Annotated in this window: 20 protein-coding genes; 13 read left to right on the top strand and 7 right to left on the bottom strand. The window is 54.0% G+C overall.

The window, feature by feature from the left end; genetic code table 11:
• Window positions 1–22: 22 nt before the first annotated feature.
• From DHf2319_RS01220 to DHf2319_RS01210, 3 genes are read left to right on the top strand one after another with little or no spacing between them, the layout of a single operon-like run.
• Window positions 23–1,081 (top strand): COX15/CtaA family protein, encoded by a 1,059-nt coding sequence (locus DHf2319_RS01220; protein WP_243478996.1) that lies wholly within the window; start codon window positions 23–25, stop codon window positions 1,079–1,081.
• A 9-nt stretch (window positions 1,082–1,090) separates the two neighbouring features.
• The gene (gene cyoE, locus DHf2319_RS01215; RefSeq protein ID WP_243478995.1) at window positions 1,091–1,996 is read left to right on the top strand and encodes a heme o synthase; all 906 of its coding nucleotides are present in this window, start codon (window positions 1,091–1,093) and stop codon (window positions 1,994–1,996) included.
• A 34-nt stretch (window positions 1,997–2,030) separates the two neighbouring features.
• A complete protein-coding gene (locus DHf2319_RS01210) occupies window positions 2,031–2,618 on the top strand; it encodes an SCO family protein (protein WP_243478994.1) in 588 nt (195 codons plus the stop codon).
• Window positions 2,619–2,653: 35 nt separating this feature from the next.
• Here the strand turns inward: DHf2319_RS01210 and DHf2319_RS01205 are convergent, their stop codons facing one another.
• Window positions 2,654–2,890, bottom strand: a complete 237-nt coding sequence (locus DHf2319_RS01205) for a DUF3717 domain-containing protein (RefSeq protein ID WP_243478993.1) — start codon at window positions 2,888–2,890, stop codon at window positions 2,654–2,656.
• Between the two features lie 67 nt (window positions 2,891–2,957).
• On the opposite strand from DHf2319_RS01205, the gene DHf2319_RS01200 reads away from it, so the two are divergent.
• From DHf2319_RS01200 to DHf2319_RS01190, 3 genes are read left to right on the top strand one after another with little or no spacing between them, the layout of a single operon-like run.
• Window positions 2,958–3,650: a PhaM family polyhydroxyalkanoate granule multifunctional regulatory protein gene (locus DHf2319_RS01200; protein ID WP_243478992.1), complete on the top strand. Its 693-nt coding sequence runs from the start codon at window positions 2,958–2,960 to the stop codon at window positions 3,648–3,650.
• Between the two features lie 9 nt (window positions 3,651–3,659).
• Entirely contained in the window at window positions 3,660–5,042 is a 1,383-nt protein-coding gene (glmU, locus tag DHf2319_RS01195; RefSeq protein ID WP_243478991.1) for a bifunctional UDP-N-acetylglucosamine diphosphorylase/glucosamine-1-phosphate N-acetyltransferase GlmU, read from the top strand.
• Window positions 4,996–6,429: an MFS transporter gene (locus tag DHf2319_RS01190; protein ID WP_243478990.1), complete on the top strand. Its 1,434-nt coding sequence runs from the start codon at window positions 4,996–4,998 to the stop codon at window positions 6,427–6,429. The genes glmU and DHf2319_RS01190 overlap by 47 nt, the downstream gene beginning before the upstream one ends.
• A gap of 48 nt (window positions 6,430–6,477) precedes the next feature.
• Here the strand turns inward: DHf2319_RS01190 and aptA are convergent, their stop codons facing one another.
• Window positions 6,478–7,830, bottom strand: coding sequence for an omega-aminotransferase AptA (gene aptA / locus DHf2319_RS01185; RefSeq protein ID WP_243478989.1), 1,353 nt, complete (start codon window positions 7,828–7,830; stop codon window positions 6,478–6,480).
• 128 nt (window positions 7,831–7,958) lie between these two features.
• Here aptA and DHf2319_RS01180 point away from each other — a divergent pair, with 128 nt between their 5' ends.
• Both DHf2319_RS01180 and DHf2319_RS01175 read left to right on the top strand, forming a co-directional pair.
• Window positions 7,959–8,885 carry an SMP-30/gluconolactonase/LRE family protein gene (locus DHf2319_RS01180; protein WP_243478988.1) on the top strand — a complete coding sequence of 309 codons (927 nt, stop codon included), beginning with the start codon at window positions 7,959–7,961 and terminating at the stop codon, window positions 8,883–8,885.
• 63 nt (window positions 8,886–8,948) lie between these two features.
• A complete protein-coding gene (locus DHf2319_RS01175; protein ID WP_243478987.1) occupies window positions 8,949–9,584 on the top strand; it encodes a Spy/CpxP family protein refolding chaperone in 636 nt (211 codons plus the stop codon).
• Window positions 9,585–9,595: 11 nt separating this feature from the next.
• Here DHf2319_RS01175 and DHf2319_RS01170 read toward each other — a convergent pair whose 3' ends face one another.
• Window positions 9,596–10,201: a flavin reductase family protein gene (locus tag DHf2319_RS01170; RefSeq protein ID WP_243478986.1), complete on the bottom strand. Its 606-nt coding sequence runs from the start codon at window positions 10,199–10,201 to the stop codon at window positions 9,596–9,598.
• Window positions 10,202–10,321: 120 nt separating this feature from the next.
• On the opposite strand from DHf2319_RS01170, the gene selD reads away from it, so the two are divergent.
• Window positions 10,322–11,365, top strand: coding sequence for a selenide, water dikinase SelD (gene selD, locus DHf2319_RS01165; protein ID WP_243478985.1), 1,044 nt, complete (start codon window positions 10,322–10,324; stop codon window positions 11,363–11,365).
• A gap of 12 nt (window positions 11,366–11,377) precedes the next feature.
• Here selD and DHf2319_RS01160 read toward each other — a convergent pair whose 3' ends face one another.
• Window positions 11,378–12,658: an MgtC/SapB family protein gene (locus DHf2319_RS01160; RefSeq protein ID WP_243478984.1), complete on the bottom strand. Its 1,281-nt coding sequence runs from the start codon at window positions 12,656–12,658 to the stop codon at window positions 11,378–11,380.
• A 30-nt stretch (window positions 12,659–12,688) separates the two neighbouring features.
• On the opposite strand from DHf2319_RS01160, the gene DHf2319_RS01155 reads away from it, so the two are divergent.
• Window positions 12,689–13,432, top strand: coding sequence for a YggS family pyridoxal phosphate-dependent enzyme (locus DHf2319_RS01155; protein ID WP_369810206.1), 744 nt, complete (start codon window positions 12,689–12,691; stop codon window positions 13,430–13,432).
• A gap of 29 nt (window positions 13,433–13,461) precedes the next feature.
• Here DHf2319_RS01155 and DHf2319_RS01150 read toward each other — a convergent pair whose 3' ends face one another.
• Window positions 13,462–13,968, bottom strand: coding sequence for a cupredoxin domain-containing protein (locus DHf2319_RS01150; RefSeq protein ID WP_243478982.1), 507 nt, complete (start codon window positions 13,966–13,968; stop codon window positions 13,462–13,464).
• An 18-nt stretch (window positions 13,969–13,986) separates the two neighbouring features.
• Window positions 13,987–14,796 carry a DNA-processing protein DprA gene (gene dprA, locus DHf2319_RS01145; protein WP_243478981.1) on the bottom strand — a complete coding sequence of 270 codons (810 nt, stop codon included), beginning with the start codon at window positions 14,794–14,796 and terminating at the stop codon, window positions 13,987–13,989.
• Window positions 14,797–14,852: 56 nt separating this feature from the next.
• Between dprA and chrA the strand changes: the two genes are divergently transcribed.
• From chrA to fmt, 3 genes are read left to right on the top strand one after another with little or no spacing between them, the layout of a single operon-like run.
• Window positions 14,853–16,034 (top strand): chromate efflux transporter, encoded by a 1,182-nt coding sequence (gene chrA / locus DHf2319_RS01140; RefSeq protein ID WP_243478980.1) that lies wholly within the window; start codon window positions 14,853–14,855, stop codon window positions 16,032–16,034.
• Between the two features lie 53 nt (window positions 16,035–16,087).
• A complete protein-coding gene (def, locus tag DHf2319_RS01135; protein ID WP_243478979.1) occupies window positions 16,088–16,600 on the top strand; it encodes a peptide deformylase in 513 nt (170 codons plus the stop codon).
• 4 nt (window positions 16,601–16,604) lie between these two features.
• Window positions 16,605–17,546, top strand: coding sequence for a methionyl-tRNA formyltransferase (gene fmt, locus DHf2319_RS01130; RefSeq protein WP_243478978.1), 942 nt, complete (start codon window positions 16,605–16,607; stop codon window positions 17,544–17,546).
• A gap of 20 nt (window positions 17,547–17,566) precedes the next feature.
• On the opposite strand, the gene rimO is transcribed toward fmt, so the two are convergent.
• Window positions 17,567–18,886, bottom strand: a complete 1,320-nt coding sequence (rimO, locus tag DHf2319_RS01125; RefSeq protein ID WP_243478977.1) for a 30S ribosomal protein S12 methylthiotransferase RimO — start codon at window positions 18,884–18,886, stop codon at window positions 17,567–17,569.
• Between the last annotated feature and the right edge of the window lie 36 nt (window positions 18,887–18,922).

The following is an 18,922-nucleotide window of genomic DNA, read 5'->3' as shown; positions in this document are numbered from 1 at the left end:
TGTTACACAGGACGCCAGCGAGATGAGTACCGCCGAATTAAGCCCTGCTGACCAGAAAAAACGCCAACGCTATCGCCGTCTGGTGTTTTTGACGTGGTTTTTGACGCTCGATTTGATTATGTTTGGCGCGTTTGTTCGGCTGACCGACTCGGGGTTGGGCTGCCCAGACTGGCCCGGTTGCTACGGCAAGGTCACACCCATCGGTGCACTAGCAGATATTCGGGCAGCAGAGCAGGTACTGCCGCAAGGCCCGGTCACATTACCCAAGGCATGGATCGAAATGATTCACCGCTATGTCGGCGCTCTTTTGGGGCTCATGATCATTGGCATCATGGTGATGGCCTGGCGTTGGCGCGACATCATTGGTCGCACGCCGTGGCTAGCGACTGTGACTTTTGTGGCGGTCTGTGTTCAGGGTGCCTTCGGGGCCTGGACCGTCACTCTGAAACTAATGCCACTGATCGTGACCATCCACCTTTTAGGTGGCATGGGTTTGTTGGCACTCATGACCTGGCTAGCGGCTCGAGAACGAACCTACACCCCCATACAACCTGAGAATCACCGCTACAAACCTTGGGTGGCGTTCGGTTTGTTGTTGCTATTCATGCAAATCGGGCTAGGGGGCTGGGTGAGTACCAACTACGCGGCGCTGGCCTGCATGGACTTCCCGACTTGCGGCGGCAAATGGATACCTGCGATGGACTTGCAAGGCGGGTTCTCGCTGGTGCGTGCTTTGGGCGAGTTGCCTAGTGGCGAGGCAATTTCTCAGAAAGCGCTGGTGGGCATTCACTGGGTACACCGAAACTTTGCTTGGGTGGTGTTCGCCTACATGGGCACCTTGGTTTGGCGCTTGCGCGGCGATCCAGGCCTTAAGGGGCCGTGTCACCTTATCGCTGCCCTGCTCGTGGCGCAACTCTTTACTGGATTAACCACGATCTTCTTTGAGTGGCCATTGTTGATTGCTGTGTTGCACAATGGAGGCGCTGCCGGACTGACCTTGGCAACCGTCACCTTGCTTGTCAGGGTCACCGGCATGAAGCCCGCGCAGATCAAGCATGCCAATGTTCCCCAGTTTGCTTAAAATACGGACATGACAACCGCCACCGCCCGACCAGCCAACTCCTTATGGCGCCAATATCTGGTGCTGACCAAGCCGCGTGTAACGCAGCTAGCTGTGTTCTGTGCGGTGATCGGCATGTTTCTTGCCACACCCACGTTACCCTCCCTGCAGACAGTGATCGCAGGGACTGTGGGGATCTGGCTGCTGGCTGCTGCTGCGTTTGCTGTTAATTGCCTGATCGAGCAGCAAATTGACGCCAAAATGTTACGCACGTCCAGGCGCGCAACAGCCACCGGTAGTATTTCTGCTCAGCAGGTCATTGCCCTGTCAGGCGTGGTCGGTGGCACAGGCATGTTTGTTTTGTATCAGTGGGTTAACCCACTAACGATGTGGCTGACATTCGCCACCTTCGTAGGTTACGCAATCATCTACACCATGATTCTGAAGCCGCGCACGCCCCAGAACATTGTCATCGGCGGACTCTCAGGTGCGATGCCACCAGCACTGGGGTGGGCAGCAGTTGCCAACAACGTGCCTGCTGAAGCCTGGCTGTTGGTACTGATCATTTTTATCTGGACGCCCCCCCACTTCTGGGCGTTGGCCTTGTATCGCAACAAAGACTATGAGAAATCGGGTCTGCCGATGCTGCCAGTCACTCATGGTCAGGGCTTTACTCGCTTACATATTCTGCTCTACAGCATCGCTCTTCTTGGTACAACGCTCTTGCCATTTGCCGTGCGTATGAGCGGCTGGTTATACCTGGCTTGTGCGATTGTTCTAGGCTTGCGATTTGTTCAAATCAGTTGGCAACTGTATCAGTCATACAGCGATGATAAGGCGCGCCAACTATTTAAATTCTCCATCCTCTATCTGGCATTGCTATTCGCGAGCCTTTTGGCAGACCACTGGCTGATCGCACTCGGTCTGACCCGATAAAGCAGGGGAAACTCTTCATATAAGGATGTTGTGAATGGCTTTGCTACGCGCATTGGCGGTGGTGTTTGGGCTTGCATTGTTGGCAGCCTGCTCTGAGCAAACGAGCTTTAAGGGTAGCGACATTTCCGGTGGCAATATCGGTCAAGGTTGGGTGCTGACTGACCATCATGGCCAATCAGCAAACACCGATCGATTCAAGGGCAAAGTGTCTGTTGTGTTTTTTGGGTTCACACAGTGCCCGGACATATGTCCTGCCTCACTGTCAGAGCTGCATAATGCGGTTGCACAACTTGGGCCAGATGCCAAGGATGTACAGGTTCTGATGATATCGGTGGATCCCGAGCGTGACTCACCGACCGTGATGAAAGATTACCTGCAAGTTTTCAGCGATGGCTTGCCTAATGAATTTCTAGGTTTAACGGGCACGCCAGAACAAATCCGACAAACTGCTCAAGCCTTTCGGGCGTACTACGCCAAAGTGCCTACACCCAATGGTAGTTACACCATGGATCACAGCGCTTCCTATTATCTGATTGATCAAGAAGGGAAAGCTCGCGTACTGGCCAGTAATCAGGCTGGCCCGGACGCCCTGGCACACGACATCAGGCTATTGCTGCAATAAAAAGACGACCGAAGTCGCATACTCGCCGTTGTCAATTAAACCACCCTGGGGTGCCCGCTAGCCTCGCGCCACTGCTCGATTGCCTGACGAGCCTGCGGGTCAAGCTGATCAACACTCAAGCTGTGCCGATGCGTCATGATCATCATGGCGTAAGGCTGCGCTAGCGCGGCGGCGGTTTTTGCCAGGCGCAGCTCCTCACCTTGTGAAGGACTGGTTTGGCGCCAATAATTTATGGCGGCCTCAAGTTCAGTGATCGATATTTCGGAAGTCATGGCGGTATTTTCTCAGAATATCCCTTATCATGATCAGTAATCCTGATAACAATACAGGGAGGTCATCGTGAGCCAAGAGACACCTAACCCGTTTTCCCTGCCAGGCATGACTGCGGCATTCATGAACACCCCCAACAACCCGCTGTTGACCAGCATGGACATGATGCGCCAGGCCATGGGAAACATGGGCTATGGAACACAATCGAGTGCGGCAGATTCTATGGTGAACCCCATGGCGCCCGAGGAGCTGGAAAAAAGAATCGCTGATTTACGCGTGGTAGAAAACTGGCTCAAGCTTAATTTGTCCATGCTCAGTAGCACGATCCAAGGCATGGAAGTTCAACTGGCAACTGTCAAAACCTTGCAGTCGTTTGTTGCCATGGGGCAATCGGCTGGACAGTCCAATGCCGTTGATGCATCACCGCTAGAAATTGCGCTTGGGCTAAAACCGGCTCCCAAAAAAGCCGCCACTGCCAAAAAAACAGCATCAGCATCACAAACGCAACCAGATGCCGCAACAGCTTCTAATACCGCCAACCCCCAACAGGCAGCCGCCCAAGGTTGGTGGGACATGCTGGAAAATCAATTTGCCCAGATTGCAGCAGCCACTGCCAACGCTGCCAAGATGAGCAATGAAGCCCTGCAAAAGACTGCCGAGGCGGGTTCGATGGCTAGTGCGCCGAACAAGCGGTCTACGACCAAAGCGCGTGCCGCCAAAAAATCGACCCGCGCTACTCGTGTCCCCAAGAAAGAGGCTTGATGAGTTGATATGCTGAGCGTAGTGATTCTGGCAGCCGGCATGGGCAAACGCATGCAGTCTAGCCAGCCAAAAGTGTTACACACCATCGGTGGGCAACCCATGCTTACCCATGTGTTGAATACAGCGAGGTCCTTGTCTCCCGATCAGCTCATCGTGGTCGTGGGGCATGGCGAACAAGCCATTCGTCAGGCGTACGAAGGGCAATCCGATCTGCAATTCGTATCGCAATGGCCTCAACTGGGAACCGGTCATGCAGTGGCACAAGCGGCTGATTTATTAAAGAGCAGCGAAGACAACAACGCGACCATGGTGCTCTATGGTGATGTGCCACTGGTGCAAACAGATACCCTGCAGGCATTACTTGCCGCTAGCGATAATGGCCTCGCACTATTGACCGAAGAGGTCGCTAATCCTCATGGTTACGGTCGGATCGTACGCGATGCGCAAAACCGTGTATTGACTATCGTCGAAGAAAAAGATGCCACTGAAGCACAAAAGCAGATTCATGAAATCAATACGGGCATGCTGGTGGCGCCAACCTCAAAACTAACCACCTGGCTGAAACTGCTTTCCAACAACAACGCGCAAGGTGAGTATTACCTGACCGATATTATTGAGTTCGCTGCTAACGAAGGCGTGACGGTCAATACCGTAGCGCCCAAAGCAGCGTTTGAAATACAGGGTGTCAACAGCCGTGAGCAGCAAGCACTTCTGGAGCGCTTGTGGCAAAGTGAACTTGCCGCGCGTCAATTAAAAAATGGCGTGGCAATCGCTGATCCAACCCGCTTTGACCAACGTGGCGAGTTGATGTGCGGTCAAGATGTATTCATTGATGTGGGCTGCGTATTTGAGGGAATGGTTGTGCTTGGCGATGGTGTCAAAATAGGTGCGCACTGTGTGCTGAAGGATGTCACAATCGGCGCTGGTACCGAAATCCACCCGTTTAGCCATTTGCAACAAGCTGACATCGGCAAGGGTGCGCACATTGGACCGTATGCTCGTATTCGACCCGGTACGCGATTGGAAGATGAAGTGCATGTTGGCAATTTCGTTGAGATCAAAAATGCCCATATCCAATCTCAAAGCAAAGCCAACCACTTGGCCTATATTGGTGATGCCGACATTGGAAGTCGCGTCAATGTAGGCGCTGGCACCATCACCTGCAATTATGATGGCGCCAACAAACACCGCACCATTATCGAAGATGATGCATTCATCGGATCAGATAGTCAGTTAATCGCACCCGTTCGAGTGGGTAAGGGTGCTACGCTGGGTGCCGGCACTACGTTGACCCAAGATGCGCCAGCCAATAAGCTGACTGTATCGAGATCACCTCAAAAAACCCTTGAAAACTGGCAGCGCCCCACCAAACCCCCTAGAAAAAAGCCCTGATGGCATAGGCCACAGGAGCGGTGACGGTCTTGCGGCGCCTCGCCGCTATTGGGCTGCGCTCACCATTTTGTTGGGCATTGGCATTTGCGTGCTAGACGCAGCGATGGTCAATGTTGCATTGCCGACCATCGCAAAAGCTCTGCAAACTGATGCCGCGACCGTTATCTGGGTGGTCAATGCATATGGGCTGACAGTGGCGGTGACCCTACTGCCATTTGCCAGCCTTGCCGAGCGCATTGGATTTAAACGGGTCTTTGGTAGTGGACTATTGGTATTCACGCTAGGTGCTCTTGCTAGTGCCATGGCACCGAATATCGGCCTGCTGGTTTCAGCGCGTATTGTGCAGGGCTTGGGCGCTGCAGCCATCATGTGCTTGTTTGGTGGACTGATGCGTCATGTCTACCCACAAAAGTTGCTTGCCAAAGGAATCGCCATCAATGCCATGAGTGTGGCTGTCAACTCGGTGATTGGACCAACCATTGGGTCGACCATTCTTTCGTTTGCCAATTGGCGTTGGATGTTTGTTGCACTGATGCCGTTGGTGATCGTAACGGCATTCGCGATGCGCCATCTGCCCGACGTGACTACGGTTACCAGCCGCTTTGACTACAAGGCAGCTGCGTTAAGCGCGATCACCATCGGCCTATTTATCCTCGGGCTTGACTATCTGGCAGCCTATACCTTCTACGCCTTGTTGTGCATGATGGCCAGCATCTTGCTGGGTGCCTGGCTTGTACGTTCATGTGCGGGACAAACCTCACCATTGGTGCCGATTGATTTATTCCGCATCGCTGCGATTCGGTCGGCATTGGGAGCCTCGGTCTGTTCATTTGCCGCACAAATGGCCACCTTTGTATCGCTGCCGTTCTATCTTCAGACTGTTTATGGTCATGATCCAATGACCGTTGGCTGGTTGATGGCGAGTTGGCCTTTGGGTGCAGCCATCATGGCAATCGCTGCTGCCAGACTTGCTGAGCGGGTCGATGTGGCGATTTTGTGTGCCATTGGGGCATCGGCCATGGCACTAGCGAGTTTATTGATCGTACTGCTGCCTACCTCCGCACACATCGGCTGGCTCATGTCTGCCATGATGCTAGGCGGGCTCGGGTTTGGATTTTTTCAGACGCCGAATAACCGAGCTTTGCTCAGCTCAGCCCCACGCGAGCGGGCAGGTGCGATCGGGGGGCTTCAAGCAGTCACTCGTGTGTTTGGGCAAACCAGTGGCGCCGCGCTCGTGGCCTCGGCATTTGCAGCGAGTCAACTCTGGGGATCCACAATCGGGCTAATCATCAGCATGTGCTTTGCGCTTGTGGCGTTGCTGGTCAACATTAGAAGATATCGCCAAGATCGTGAGCGCGGTGTGCGTGGTGCATCGGTCACCCCGTAAAAAAGCCCGGCTCAAACCGGGCTTTGTTCTCGTATGAGACCTGACAAACTAGTGAACAGCCCTCAGTGCAGCGCGTACCGTTGAGAAGATCTGATCGATGTGCGACTCGTCCAAAATCAAAGGCGGAGAAAACGCCAAGATGTCGCCAGTGAACCGAACCATGACACCGTTTTTGAAGCAATGTAAAAAGGCATCGTACGCACGGGTGCCGGGTTGTCCCTCACGCGACTCGAGTTCGACACCGCCCACCAAGCCGAGATTGCGGATATCTTTTACATACGGCTCGCCTTTCAAGTCGTGGATCGCGGCCTCGAATTTCGGTGCCATTTGTGCAGCACGTTCAAACAAAGCTTCGCGCTCATAAATGTCTTGAGCTGCCAAACATGCAGCGGCAGCGACCGGGTGAGCCGAGTAGGTGTAGCCATGGAAAAGTTCGATCCCATTGGCTGGTCCATTGTTGACAATGGTGTCATAAATCTCACGCTTGGCAGCCACTGCACCCATGGGGATGGCTGCATTGTTGATGGCCTTTGCCATGGTCAACAGATCCGGGGTCACACCAAAATACTCGCTCGCTGTTGCCTTGCCCAAACGACCAAAGCCGGTGATCACCTCATCAAATATCAGCAAAATGCCATGCTTGGTACAAATCTCACGCAAGCGTTGCAAATACCCCTGCGGCGGAATCAACACCCCGGCAGACCCGGCCACAGGTTCCACAATCACTGCTGCTACGGTTGAGGGGTCGTGCAAATTAAGAATCCGCTCAAGCTCATCGGCCAAGTGAGCGCCCCAAGCTGGTTGCCCACGGCTAAAGGCAGCATGCTCAATGCTCAGCGTTGCCGGCATGTGGTCAACGCCTGGGATCAGGTTGGCAGAAAACGCCTTGCGATTGGCCACAATGCCACCAACGGAAATACCACCGAATCCCACACCGTGGTAGCCACGCTCGCGTCCAATCAAGCGAGTGCGCTGACCCTCACCGCGGGCGCGATGATACGCCAATGCAATTTTCAAGGCGCTATCGACCGCTTCGGAGCCAGAATTCGCAAAGAAGATACGATCCATGCCAGCTGGCATGACTTCTGCAACACGGCTTGCGGCCTCAAATGCCAACGGATGACCCATTTGGAATGTCGGGGCATAGTCCATCTCTGAAGCCTGATTGGCAATGGCATGCGCAATCTCTTCGCGGCAGTGACCCGCATTCACACACCAAAGACCCGCAACGGCATCAATCACCTGACGGTCATCAACCGTGGTGTAGTACATACCTTTGGCTTTCTTAAACAGACGCGGAGCTGCCTTGAACTGCTTGTTCGCAGTAAATGGCATCCAGAAATTCGATAAATCGAGCTCCTGCGCTTGCTGCAGATGCTTGGCGTCGGTGACGTTGTTCATGGTTTAACCTCAACGATAGAGAAGGCTGCCGCACTGCAGCCAATGTTGTATACAGTAAGAATACCCCTTTTAATCTCCCGTGTTAACAAGTTGTTAGGCTTACAAACCATTCTCATGAGGCAGCCCACATGTACTTTTTAGGTGACAGCCCGATTAAATCCGAGGCTAAAGTCTGGACGCAGATGCCAACGCCGTTTCGACAGCAGGCCAAGCCCACCGCTTGGGCCAACGCTAACCGGGGTGGCGTTGTGATTGACTCGTTCCTTGAAGGGCCGCTATTTGATGGCCAAGGCAATCTTTATGTCACGGACATCCCCTATGGCCGAATATTCAAAATCACCCCCGAAAAACACTGGGAGCTCATTATTGAATACGAGGGTGAACCGAATGGCCTTAAATGGCTGCAAGACGGGGTGCTGCTAATCACGGACTACATGAATGGCTTGATGCAACTTGACGTCAACACCAAAGCGATGACTGCCTTGCTGCAACGCAATAATTCAGAAAGCTTTAAGGGGGTGAACGATCTGACATTCGATAGCCGTGGCAATCTGTACTTTACCGATCAAGGGCAAACCGGGCTGCATGATCCAACCGGTCGTGTATATCGGCTTAGCCCCAACGGCCAACTCGATACGTTGCTCACCAACGTACCTAGCCCAAACGGGCTGGTGCTGTCGCCTGATGAAAAAGTTCTATACGTGGCTGCCACTCGTGGCAACGAGGTGTGGCGCACGCCAATCCTGGAAAATGGTGCGGCTGCCAAAGTAGGTCGCTTCTTTACCTCTCACGGCCCTAGCGGACCTGACGGGATGGCCATGGATGTCGAAGGTGGCTTGCTGATCGCAAACCCCGGACTAGGCTGCGTGTGGAGACTTAATAGTCTTGGTGAACCAACCCATGTCTGGACCAGTCCAACTGGTAAGTCCATCACAAACCTTGCCTTCGGTGGCAAAGACAACCGCCAAGTGTTTGTAACTGAATCGGAATCGGGCTGTGTCTTGGTATTTGAAGCGCCGGTGGCTGGTGCCATTGTGTACAAGGGTTTAGGCTAGCGGCTCTTTAGAACATGGAACACCTAAGCCATTGAGATCAGTGGCGTGTATCGGAGCGTAAAAATGAAGCACTTGATTGCATCTACGACTGTCGTACTGGCTTTTGTGGTGGTCAGTGATGCTGGTCAAGCCCAAACGCACAATCACGCTGGTCACCGTTTGCCAGCCTCGGATGTCTCATCGCCCTACGCTGGCCAGCAAAACCGTGCCATCACCTCACTGTCAGCTGATGATCAACAAGCGATTGCCAATGGCGAGGGCTGGGGTTTAGCCAAACCTGCTGAATTGAACGGTGTGCCGGGACCGGCACACCTACTAGAGCTAGCCAAGCAAATTGGTTTAACCCCCGAACAAGTCGAGCAAGTGCAAAGACTGTTCAAAGACATGAAAGCGCAAGCCATTGCCCTTGGTAACGAGTACATGGCGACAGAAAAAGCCATCGATGACTATTTTCGGGGTGGAAAGCTTGACGACCAAACGCTGCGCGACTTAGTTGATCGGGCAGAACAAGCGCGCGCCAACTTGCGCTTTTTGCATCTGTCCTATCACCACCGCACGCTCGATGTGGTCACGCCCGAACAAGTAGCGCAATACAACAAGCTACGTGGCTATTCGCAACAAGTCATCGATGACCCATGTGCCAATGTGCCAGCGGGCCACGATCCCGCCATGTTTCGTAAACACATGGGCTGCAAATAAAGGGTGTTGACTTAGTTGCGCGGTCGCATTTTAGCGATCTCACCAAGCGCTGAATAAAACGGACCGCCTAGTCGACAAATCGGCTCCATAGCCACTGAGTTCACCCTCAAAGTCTCGGTGTCGATGATGTCGTCGCGGAAATGAAACGCGACCACCTCACCCACGTAAAACTCTGAGCCTGCTGTGCCAAACGGAATCATCTGTCGAAAGCGACACTCCATTTGGACTGGTGCATCAGCAATTCGCGGCGCCTTGATGTGCTCGGATGGCTGCGTTGCGAGTCCAAGCAAGTCGATTTCGCTGGTGTGCGGGGGATGATGATCGGCGCTGGCGTGCATGTCCTCTAGCTGTTGCCATCCGGCAATATTGACCACGAACTCCTCAGTCTCCAGAATGTTGCGAGCGGTGTCCTTGCGCCCACCGTGCTCTTGACCGATGTTAATTCCCACCATTGGTGGCTTGTTCGATACGCTGGTGAAGTAACTAAAGGGTGCCAGATTTGTTGTTCCATCAGTGGACATCGTGCTTACCCAGGCAATCGGGCGGGGAACGATCACACCGGTTAACAATTTATAGGCTTGTTTGGCATCGAGTGATTGCGGCAGAATGGTTTGCATGAGCAGTCTTTGTCATTAAGTATTAATCTTGACACTTAATGTAACGCTTGGCGGCACTCGTTGTATGACCAGTCAGGCGTTGTTGCCAGATTGGCGCCTAAACCTTGCCGGAAGCATCGCATGAACACCGAAACCCCCAAACTGACCTCCCTTGCCCACGGCGGCGGTTGTGGCTGCAAAATCGCCCCCGGCGTACTAAGCGAACTTCTAGCTGACTTGCCATCGATGGCACCTTTTAAAGATCTGCTCGTGGGTACCGAGACAGCGGACGACGCAGCGGTTTACCGACTAAATGATGAGCAGGCTTTGATTGCCACGACCGATTTTTTTATGCCCGTGGTCGATGACCCCTACGATTTCGGGTGCATTGCAGCCACGAACGCACTGTCTGACGTCTACGCAATGGGCGGCTCACCGATCTTGGCACTGGCGATCGTCGGTATGCCCGTCAATGTATTACCGGCTGCCGTCATCCGAGAGGTGTTGCGCGGTGGACGCGATGTCTGCCAGGCGGCCGGTATTCCGGTGGCAGGCGGCCATTCGATTGACTCCGTTGAGCCCATCTATGGGCTGGTCGCCCTAGGCTTGGCCCACCCTGAGCACATCAAGCGAAATGCGGATGCCAAAGCAGGTGACGTTTTAATTCTGGGTAAACCAATCGGCGTTGGCATTTACTCAGCCGCCCTGAAAAAAGGCCTGCTAGACACTCATGGCTACAGCGCCATGCTCAAAAGTACGACTTTGCTCAATCGTGCCGGTAGTGATCTGGCCAAGCTCTCCGGGGTACACGCTTTGACCGATGTCACCGGGTTTGGTTTGCTAGGTCATGCCCATGAAATGGCTCGCGCCGCAAACGTTGACATTGAAATCCAAACCACACAAGTGCCATTGCTGCCCCAGGTACTTGAATTAGCGCAATCTGGCCATATAACCGGCGCATCAAAACGCAACTGGTCATCCTATGGCGACTCGATTGATGGACTCGTACATGAGGATCCACTCTGGCGAGATTTGTTAACTGACCCACAAACATCCGGCGGACTGTTAGTCGCCTGCGACCCAAGCGCAGTCAAAACCGTCTTAGCGTGTTTTGAACAACATGGCAGTCAACCGGCTGTTATCGGGCAGGTCAAATCAGGTTCGGGCCGGGTTTGGGTGAACTAGTGTGCCAAACCGCTAGTGCGCAAAACCTATAGTCGCTACAGCAGCCAGTATCGCCAACACCACGAATGGTGTCACCCTCATGGCGATGGCCTTGCCGCCAATGACACCGGCCAACACTAGCTTGACTAAGCTATTAGATATAGCCGCTATCAAAACCCCCTGACTAGCTAGCGTTGCGCTGATTTCTGTGCCCACCAATCGCGACAAAGATAACGTGATCGCATCCACATCAGCCGCACCAGAGATCGCCGCCATGGCCCAGATGCCCGTGTCGCCAAAGTAGCGTCTGGCTAACTCTACCGCAAACATGATGACCACTAACATTAAAGTGAACCGCAATGCTGAACCAATTTCAAACGGGTTTTGCAGGCTGGTGTCCAACTCGTCACAAGTGCTAGCTTTGACACTGCCGCCACGCCAAGTTAGCCACGCCGCACCTACCAGATAGACCAACGTAGCCACCAGCATCGGGGCAAGCAGCATTGGCATCAGCGCCGGTGCCAGCACACTACTGACGACCAGCACTCGCGGAAACATCAGCGCCGATGTCAACAAAAGGCCCGCCGACAGTGTGTCGATGGCAGACAACCTTTGTGCAAGCCGTGCCAACGTCAAGGTCATGGCAGTTGACGACACCAATCCACCCAGCAAGGACGTCAATAGAACGCCGCTAGGCGCCCCAGCAACCTTGATGCTCACATAGGCGACAAATCCCAGACCCGTGATCGCCACGACCATCCACCAAATAACATAGGGATTAAAGACATCCAAAGGTCCCATGATTCGGTCAGGCAGTAGGGGCAGCATCACCACCGAGATAAACAAGAGCTTCAGTGCGCCCGATACCTCTTTGGGTTCGAGACGATGGACCTGGGTATGCAGAACCCTTTTTAGACTCAACAAGCCAGCCACCAAGACGCCCAGACCTGCCGCCAGTGCTGCCTGACCAGACACGGCCAGCACACCGAGCCCAAAGGTAATCAGCATGGCCACTTCGGTCGTCATGCCCCAATCTCCTGTGGCCCTTGCTTCAGCAAGATAACCCGCCACCACAAGCATGGCCACGGCCAAGAGAATGCCTGCCCACGCATAGGGACCGAGAACATCCGTCAACACCACCGCTAACGCACCTAGTAAACCCAGCAATCCAAAAGTACGGATGCCCGCCATCACGCGCTCGGTTTTTTCAAATCGCTGGCTCCACTCACGTTCAGCACCAATGAGTAAACCAATCGCCAATGCGATGGCTAAACCTGGCAAGTAAACATCGAATGCGAAGTGGACAGTGTTCATGAATGGCAAAATCTATATGATTCTTGTTCGATGATACGCTTGTTCAAATCAGTCTTATACGGAAGGTTACCCATTGTGATAGACCGTGAATCACTTGCATCCCGAGTCGAGAAAGTCCAACAACAAATTGCTCAAGCATGCGCGCGCGCCGGACGCGACCCAACGGAAGTAACGTTACTGCCGGTGAGCAAGACATTCGATGCCGAGGCTATCCGCGAAATGACCGCACTCGGGTTCCGGCGATTTGGAGAGAATCGACTGCAGGAAATCGCACAGAAAGCGCCTGAGCTCTCAGACTGTGACATTCAGTGGGTAGTGATTGGTCATGTTCAAACCAACAAAGCCAAGGAGGTGGCCAAATATGCCGCTGAACTACAGTCGCTTGATCGCATGGCACTGGCCGAAGCTTTAGACAAGCGTCTAGCGCCACTGAACCGCACGCTCAAAGTCCTGATCCAAGTTAAAACTTCACCTGAAGATACCAAGTCAGGCCTCGACCCTAGCGATCTGATCCCGTTTTTAAAGGAGATCAGCAAATTCCCGACACTTCGGGTCGAAGGTCTGATGACCATGGCCATACTGTCTGACGACGAGAACGCCGTGCGCCAGTGCTTCAAACAGCTGCGCGAATGCAGAGATCAAGCACTTGCGGCCGGCATTGAGGGCATTTCCCTAAATCGACTATCGATGGGCATGAGCGGCGATATGGCGCTGGCCATCGAAGAGGGCTCTACGGAAGTTCGTGTCGGTACAGCGATATTTGGCAAACGCTAGATAATCACTTTCCCTAAGGCACGAGTGTCCTAAGGCACAACTGTCAGCGAGCCACGCAAGACCGGTGAGAACCCGGGAATGGTTGAAAGAAACACATAGTCAACCGCATCGACCAACATCTGCACCGGCAGATCAATGCGAACCGCTTCTCCTCGTCCAATCACAGAACTTGCGACCAACACACGACTATCGCCTGGCATGACCCAATGATTGGTGGCCCCAGCAAGTTCGGCATCACGGGCCACCGCATCGACGTCCGCCGCAGTGGTCAACACCCAATTGCGAGGCGAGGCCACTTTAGGCAGGCGCCCCACATGGCTTAAAAACACTGCGAATTGTTTGCACGTCGAAGGAACATTGATGTGCGCCGGATCAAAGTTCAAAGAGTCATCCACTCGCACGCTTGCATGGCAAACCGGGCTTTGCCGAGCGACCTCACCAGCAGCTGCTTGATAGGTCTGGGCAACTAAACCACCAGTGCCTGGCAAGAGCCCAAGTGCGACACCGCACAGTAAAAGAATGGACAATCTGATCATGACAAATGACATGCTTTGCTAGCAAAGTAAATTATTCGCTCTCATTTGAGCACATAGTCCAAACACGCTCCATAAGTCTTCAATGGTTTCGAGTAACCCAGCGCCCTGCCGAATCAACTCATGCGGGCCCTCAGACAGCGGATCACCTGGCAAGCCTGGTACGGCCAACACGTCGCGGCCTAGCTCAGCGGCCAATCGGGCGGTAATCATCGAGCCGCTGCGGATCTTTGCTTGGGCAACAATCGTGGCACGCCCCAGCGCTGCCACGATCCGGTTACGTTGCGGAAAATGTCTGGCCAGCGGTGCACTACCTAGCTCGAACTCGCTTAACAAAAGACCGCCGGATTCAGCGATTTGCTGGGCGAGAGGGGCGTTTTCTGGGGGATAGGTCATGTCAAGGCCACAGCCAAACACGGCAATCGTGCTTGCAGCAACACCCGAGGCGAGCGCACCTTGATGGGCGGCGGTGTCAATGCCTCTAGCCAAACCACTGACTACACACCAGCCCTGTGCAGCGATCTCGCGCGCCAGACCAAACACATGATCAGCCGCTCTAGGCGTGCAGCGTCTTGCACCGACGATCGCAACCGCTGGTTTGTCAAACACCTGCCAGTTGCCCAGCCCATACAGCACTGGCGGACTATCGGTAAGCATGCGCAACAGACCTGGGTAGCATTCATGAGCGACGGTGACGCAGTGTGCCCCAGGTCGCTCAAGCCACTGCAACACGTTTGCCATAGCCTGACTGGTGGCATTGACCGAAGCGGCCTTGAGCAAGTGCCGTTGTAAAACAGATTGTTGATAATGGGTGAATTGATTGCTTGTCATCAAAAAAGCTGGATCATCTCGCATAATGCGAAGCAGCTCAGTCAACTAGGACCTATATGCCCTACCTGGACATACTGCGTGCGTTTCTTAGACTCGGTCTGACCTCGTTTGGCGGGCCAGTGGCACATATCGGTTATTTCCGAGATGAGTTCGTGACCCGACGTCAATGGGTCAGTGATGCCCAGTTCACCAGTTGGCTTGCAATCTGCCAGGCATTGCCTGGGCCAGCCTCAAGCCAGCTTGGGTTTTTGATTGGTTTACATCGTGGTGGCTGGGTTGGGGCGGTGCTTGCCTGGGCCGGCTTTACGTTGCCATCGGCGATTGCCTTGGTGCTCGTGGCCATCTATGGACTGCAGCTTTCTGGTCAGTGGGTTGACCCTGTGATCGATGGACTCAAGTTGGTTGCCGTGGTGGTTGTCGCACAAGCTGTTCTTGGCATGTTTAAGAGTCTGTGCCGACATACGCTGACCCGGGTTTTATCGGTCGTGGGTTTTGCGGTGGCGCTAGGCCTAGGGGGCTGGTCTGGCCAGATTGGCGCAATACTGATTGGGGCCATGATCGGTTTTTTGATGATCAAGCATCAAGTCCCCGGGACGGGCCAGGCGATACGCCTAAACCATGTGCCTTCGGTGCGACTGGGGACGGCTTTGTTGATTGTGATGGCATCTGTGTTGCTCATACTGCCCGGACTTGCCGCCACTGAGTCAGGATTGCAGATGTTTGATGCTTTTTACCGGGCCGGCGCTTTAGTGTTTGGCGGTGGTCACGTGGTCTTGCCGTTGCTCGAAAGTGCCACGGTTAGCCCTGGCTTGGTAAGTTCCGACGCGTTTCTAACAGGCTACAGCCTTGCGCAAGCTGTGCCTGGACCCTTATTTACGTTTGCCGCCTGGCTCGGTGCGCTTGACACCACCATGCCCGGCTGGGGGGGTGCGCTGCTGGCTCTGGTCGCGATATTTTTACCGGGCCTGTTACTGGTCACAGGCGTATTGCCCTGGTGGCACACCATTGTGTCCAAACCGTGGGCGTTTGGTCTTTTGGCGGGAGTAAATGCGACAGTAGTGGGTGTGCTAGCCGCCGCCTGGGTCGACCCGATCGTAACTACCAGTGTGACGTCCATATCCAGTGGGTTGGTGGCTACGGTGGGCGCCGCCCTTCTCTTATGGCGCAAATACCATGTTCTTGTTGTGGTTGTCAGCCTGCCTTTGCTGATGGTGCTGTTTGATTGGATAGGCCTATAACGGCAACAAGGAAATTCAATCCCTACTCCACGAATGTGACTTAAAATTGCAACATGGCTTTATTAGACATTCTCCACTACCCCGATCCGCGTTTGCACACGGTTGCCAAACCTGTGGCTCAAATTGATGATCGCATCCGACAGCTCGTCAAAGACATGGCGCAGACCATGTACGACGCGCCAGGCATCGGCTTGGCCGCTACTCAGGTCAATGTGCACGAGCGCGTGATTGTTATCGATCTGTCAGAAGAGCAGAACAAGCTCTTGGTGCTGATCAACCCGGAAATCGTTTGGCGCAGCGAAGAGATTCAGTCCTATGAAGAGGGCTGTTTGTCGGTGCCTGGGATTTTTGAGACGGTCAAGCGCGCAGCGCAAATCAAAGTCAAAGCTTTCGATGAGCATGGTCAAGAACAGCTGATCGAGGCCGACGGCCTTCTGGCTGTCTGCATTCAGCACGAGATGGACCATCTGGCAGGCAAGGTGTTCGTTGAAAAGTTGTCCACGCTGAAGCAATCGCGCATCAAGACCAAACTACAAAAACAAAAGCGCGAAGCGGCTGCTGTCTGATTTCATGAAAATTGGTTTTGCGGGCACGCCCGCTTTCGCGCAGGCTGCGCTTGAAACGCTGCTCCAAAGCGAGCATCAGGTTGCCGTCGTTCTCACACAGCCCGACAGGCCTGCAGGGCGCGGCATGAAACTGACGGCCAGTGCGGTCAAACAAACAGCCCTCGAGCACAGCATCGCCGTGCTCCAACCACACAGCCTGAAACTAGATGGGCGCTACCCACAAGAGGCGGCTGACACGCAAGCGCTGCTTGAGTCCTTGGGTCTAGATGTGCTTATTGTGGCCGCCTACGGTTTGATTCTGCCCCAATGGGTGCTCGAATTACCCAAACACGGTTGTCTGAACATTCACGCGAGTCTGTTACCGCGCTGGCGCGGTGCCGCCCCCATACAACGTGCCATCGAGGCCGGGGATCAGCAGACCGGCATCACCATTATGCAAATGGATGAGGGCTTGGATACAGGTGCGATGCTCTTGACCGAAGCGATTGATATCAATGAGCGTGACAACGCGCAGTCACTACACGACAAACTAGCCAAGCTAGGTGCCAAAATGATTGTGCAAGCGCTCAAGAAGCTAGAGCAGGGGGAACTGATCGCCTGGCCTCAGCCGAATGTTGGTATCACCTATGCCCACAAAATAGACAAGACTGAAGCTGCCTTGCAGCTTGGTCTACCTGCTCGCCAACTGGCCCAACGCATCCGGGCATTCAATCCGTTTCCTGGTGCCACACTTACACTACCGGGGATCACAGAGCCTGTGAAGGTATGGGATGCCGTAGCGCTTGACGCCACTGTCGGCCAGACGCCGGGCACAATAATCGCTGTGACCCATGAGGGCATTGACATCGCTACCGGCAATGGCACGCTGAGATTGCTTGAACTGCAACGCCCAGGTGGCAAACGCATGCCTGTATCGGTTTTTGTGCAGTCGTATAGCGGCGCCTGAGCTGTTAACAACAACCTCGCTCAGTCTAGCGTCTGGGCCCAAAGGTCATACGGATCCGAGTCGGTAACTCGAACTCTCACCAGCTCACCAGGTGCGAGCTGCCGATCGCTACTGACATACACCAGACCATCGATTTCCGGAGCATCTGCGCTTGAGCGGGCAATGACACCCTCATCACTGACCTCGTCAACCAACACATCGATTTCTTGCCCAACTTTCTGAGCCAGCCGTTTTTCTGAAATCGATTGTTGATGCGCCATGAACCTTTCCCAGCGGTCTTGCTTAACCGCTTCGGGTACCGGGTCTGGTAATGCATTGGCACTTGCACCGTCGACTGCTGAATATTGGAAGCAACCGACCCGGTCGAGTTGCGCCTCGGTCAGCCATTGCAACAGATACTCGAAATCTTCTTCCGTCTCGCCGGGAAAGCCCACAATAAATGTCGAACGAATGGTCAATTGCGGACACTGTTCTCGCCAGCGGTGAATGCGCGCGAGCGTCTTGTCTTCGAAAGCAGGGCGTTTCATGAGTTTCAGCACCTTGGGGCTGGCATGCTGGAAAGGAATATCCAGGTAAGGCAGTATCTTGCCTTGAGCCATCAAAGGTATGACCTCATCAACATAGGGATATGGATAAACATAATGCAGTCGAATCCAGGCACCAAGCTCAGACATCGCTTCGCACATCTCGGTCATGCGCGACTTGACCGGGCGGCCTTGCCAGAAGCCAGTGCGATATTTGATGTCCACGCCATAAGCACTGGTATCTTGCGAAACAACCAGCAACTCTTTAACGCCAGCACGCACCAGACGCTCAGCTTCATCAAGCACATCACCCACCGGGCGACTAACCAAATCACCCCGCATGGAAGGGATGATACAAAAGCTGCAACGATGATTACAGCCCTCGGAAATCTTTAAATAGGCGTAGTGCCGCGGGGTCAATTTGATTCCCTGTGGCGGCACCAAATCAATAAAAGGATCGTGCTCCTTGGGCGCAGGCGCTGCATCATGCACAGCATTGACGACCGCCTCGTACTGTTGAGGCCCAGTCACCGCCAACACGCCGGGATGAATGTCGCGGATCACATCCTCTTGAACGCCCAGGCAACCGGTGACAATGACGCGACCATTCTCAGCAAGCGCTTCGCCAATCGCATCGAGCGACTCCGCTTTGGCGCTGTCGATAAAACCACAGGTGTTGACGACCACCACATCGGCACCCGCGTAATCTGGCACGACTTGATAGCCTTCTGTTCGCAATTGCGTGAGGATGCGCTCAGAGTCGACCAACGCCTTAGGGCAACCAAGACTAACGAAACCAACTTTGGGGGAAGCCATAACTAACCTGAAATCAAACAATTAGCCACTAGTTTA

The sequence above is a fragment of the Orrella daihaiensis genome, from assembly GCF_022811525.1.
Lineage (GTDB): Bacteria > Pseudomonadota > Gammaproteobacteria > Burkholderiales > Burkholderiaceae_B > Algicoccus > Algicoccus daihaiensis.
This window is presented reverse-complemented; position numbering and strand designations above follow the sequence as displayed.

Excerpts from the sequence above, each read along its gene's own strand:
- DHf2319_RS01220 (WP_243478996.1), top strand. The coding sequence starts at position 23 with ATGAGTACCGCCGAATTAAGCCCTGCTGACCAGAAAAAACGCCAACGC.
- cyoE (WP_243478995.1), top strand. The coding sequence starts at position 1,091 with ATGACAACCGCCACCGCCCGACCAGCCAACTCCTTATGGCGCCAATAT.
- DHf2319_RS01210 (WP_243478994.1), top strand. The coding sequence starts at position 2,031 with ATGGCTTTGCTACGCGCATTGGCGGTGGTGTTTGGGCTTGCATTGTTG.
- DHf2319_RS01205 (WP_243478993.1), bottom strand. The coding sequence starts at position 2,890 with ATGACTTCCGAAATATCGATCACTGAACTTGAGGCCGCCATAAATTAT.
- glmU (WP_243478991.1), top strand. The coding sequence starts at position 3,660 with ATGCTGAGCGTAGTGATTCTGGCAGCCGGCATGGGCAAACGCATGCAG.
- aptA (WP_243478989.1), bottom strand. The coding sequence starts at position 7,830 with ATGAACAACGTCACCGACGCCAAGCATCTGCAGCAAGCGCAGGAGCTC.
- DHf2319_RS01180 (WP_243478988.1), top strand. The coding sequence starts at position 7,959 with ATGTACTTTTTAGGTGACAGCCCGATTAAATCCGAGGCTAAAGTCTGG.
- DHf2319_RS01175 (WP_243478987.1), top strand. The coding sequence starts at position 8,949 with ATGAAGCACTTGATTGCATCTACGACTGTCGTACTGGCTTTTGTGGTG.
- DHf2319_RS01170 (WP_243478986.1), bottom strand. The coding sequence starts at position 10,201 with ATGCAAACCATTCTGCCGCAATCACTCGATGCCAAACAAGCCTATAAA.
- selD (WP_243478985.1), top strand. The coding sequence starts at position 10,322 with ATGAACACCGAAACCCCCAAACTGACCTCCCTTGCCCACGGCGGCGGT.
- DHf2319_RS01160 (WP_243478984.1), bottom strand. The coding sequence starts at position 12,658 with ATGAACACTGTCCACTTCGCATTCGATGTTTACTTGCCAGGTTTAGCC.
- DHf2319_RS01155 (WP_369810206.1), top strand. The coding sequence starts at position 12,689 with ATGATACGCTTGTTCAAATCAGTCTTATACGGAAGGTTACCCATTGTG.
- DHf2319_RS01150 (WP_243478982.1), bottom strand. The coding sequence starts at position 13,968 with ATGATCAGATTGTCCATTCTTTTACTGTGCGGTGTCGCACTTGGGCTC.
- dprA (WP_243478981.1), bottom strand. The coding sequence starts at position 14,796 with ATGACAAGCAATCAATTCACCCATTATCAACAATCTGTTTTACAACGG.
- chrA (WP_243478980.1), top strand. The coding sequence starts at position 14,853 with ATGCCCTACCTGGACATACTGCGTGCGTTTCTTAGACTCGGTCTGACC.
- def (WP_243478979.1), top strand. The coding sequence starts at position 16,088 with ATGGCTTTATTAGACATTCTCCACTACCCCGATCCGCGTTTGCACACG.
- fmt (WP_243478978.1), top strand. The coding sequence starts at position 16,605 with ATGAAAATTGGTTTTGCGGGCACGCCCGCTTTCGCGCAGGCTGCGCTT.
- rimO (WP_243478977.1), bottom strand. The coding sequence starts at position 18,886 with ATGGCTTCCCCCAAAGTTGGTTTCGTTAGTCTTGGTTGCCCTAAGGCG.